Below are 1967 nucleotides of genomic sequence, written 5' to 3'. Positions count from 1 at the left end.
GCGTTAAGTCTTTCCAGACATAAAAAATCCCCCGCAGCCATTCGGTTGCGGGGGATTTTTTTATCGTCTGTCAGACCGCCATCGCGAGCAGGCTCRCTCCCACAGGGGAATGCGGTCAAATGTGGGAGCGAGCCTGCTCGCGATAGGCGCGCCGCGGTCTATCAAAGCTTGGCGGTTGGCCGCCCTGGCTTCTTGGTCTGCAACAGGTGCGAGAACACCGCGTGCAAATCATCCGAGGCGCTTTCTTCGTCGAGGTTGAGCTTGCTGTCGATGTGATCCATGTGATGCATCATCAGGTTCACCGCCAGGTCGGCATCGCGGGCCTCGATGGCGTCGATCAGCTGAGTGTGTTCATCGTAGGAACAGTGCGAGCGGTTACCGCTTTCATACTGGGYGATGATCAAGGAAGTCTGCGACACAAGGCTGCGCTGAAAGCTGATCAGCGGGGCGTTCTTCGCTGCCTCGGCCAGCTTCAGGTGGAACTCGCCAGACAGACGGATACCGGCACCGCGGTCGCCACGGGAAAAGCTGTCGCGCTCGTCGTTGACCATCTGCCGCAGCTCGGCAATCTGTTCGGCCGTTGCGTGTACGACTGCCAGCTCGGTGATCGCTTTCTCGACCAGACGCCGCGCCATGAATACCTGACGGGCTTCTTCGACACTCGGGCTGGCAACCACGGCACCCCGGTTGGGACGCAACAGCACCACGCCTTCATGGGCCAGACGCGACAACGCGCGGCGAATGATGGTGCGACTGACCCCGAAAATTTCTCCCAGCGCCTCTTCGCTCAACTTTGTACCGGGCGCCAGGCGCTGTTCGAGGATGGCCTCGAAGATATGCGCATAGACGATATCGTCCTGGGTTCCGCTGCGGCCGGCTTTGCCTGCTCGCGGTTGTTTCTTGAGGGGCTGCAACTGTTCGTTCATGGGCACTCGAGTCGGGAGAACTGCGGCGAATTGACTGTGACTGTAATACGTCACAGAGGGTCGCTGGCAAGTATTGCGTAAAAAACACAGCACATTGTACACAACCGCTGGTGGCAACACGACTGTACGGCCACATACGCCCCCGGCTGTATCGCAACGAGATGCCAGGTTTAAGTTTAGGCTTGAACACCTGGCCCATGGCGAGGGAGCTTGCTCCCGTTGGACTGCGCAGCAGCCCTGAAACCTGCCGACTCGTTTACTCAGATAACCTCGCTCACACATTACGACCGCTGCGCGGCCGAGCAGGAGCTAACTCCCTCGCCACACCGGTAGCAGCGGACTTTATTCGTATATCAAGAACAAGGAACACCGCGCCATGACCGACGCCACTCACGTGCAACTTCGCCCACTGGCCGACACTTCACCTTCGGCCATCGTCGCCGGGTTCATTGCCATGATGACCGGCTACACCAGTTCGCTGGTGCTGATGTTCCAGGCCGGCCAGGCGGCGGGCCTGACCAGCGGGCAGATTTCGTCGTGGATCTGGGCGATTTCGATTGGCATGGCGGTGTGCTCGATCGGTTTGTCCTTGCGTTATCGCACACCGATCACCATCGCCTGGTCGACGCCCGGTGCGGCACTGCTGATCACCAGCCTGTCGGGGGTGACTTACGGCGAGGCGATTGGCGCCTACATCACTTGCGCCGTGCTCGTCACTCTTTGCGGCATGACCGGCAGCTTCGAACGCCTGGTCAAACGCATTCCGGCATCCCTGGCGGCAGCGTTGCTGGCGGGGATTCTGTTCAAGATCGGCAGCGAAATTTTCGTCGCCGCCCAGCACCGCACCGGCCTGGTACTGGGGATGTTTTTCACCTACCTGGTGGTCAAGCGCCTGTCGCCGCGTTATGCGGTGCTGGCGGCGCTGCTGATCGGCACGGCACTGTCCGGCGTCATGGGCCTGCTGGATTTCAGCGGTTTTCATCTGGAAGTGGCCACGCCGGTCTGGACCACCCCGCACTTTTCCCTCGCGGCAACCATCAG

Annotated in this window: 2 protein-coding genes; one reads left to right on the top strand and one right to left on the bottom strand. The window is 60.3% G+C overall.

All coding sequences use genetic code 11. The annotated features are described in order from the left end of the window. Positions 1 to 161: 161 nt before the first annotated feature. Positions 162 to 926, bottom strand: a complete 765-nt coding sequence (locus AC1DH9_RS28145) for a GntR family transcriptional regulator (RefSeq protein ID WP_477809237.1) — start codon at positions 924 to 926, stop codon at positions 162 to 164. Positions 927 to 1302: 376 nt separating this feature from the next. Between AC1DH9_RS28145 and AC1DH9_RS28140 the strand changes: the two genes are divergently transcribed. Then, positions 1303 to 1967, top strand: a 665-nt coding sequence (locus AC1DH9_RS28140) for a benzoate/H(+) symporter BenE family transporter (RefSeq protein ID WP_477809236.1), incomplete at its 3' end; no start/stop codon positions are given.

The sequence above is a fragment of the Pseudomonas sp. 05T35 genome (assembly GCF_056396605.1).
Note: the sequence above shows the minus strand (reverse complement) of the source record. Positions and strands in the feature narration are given on the sequence as shown.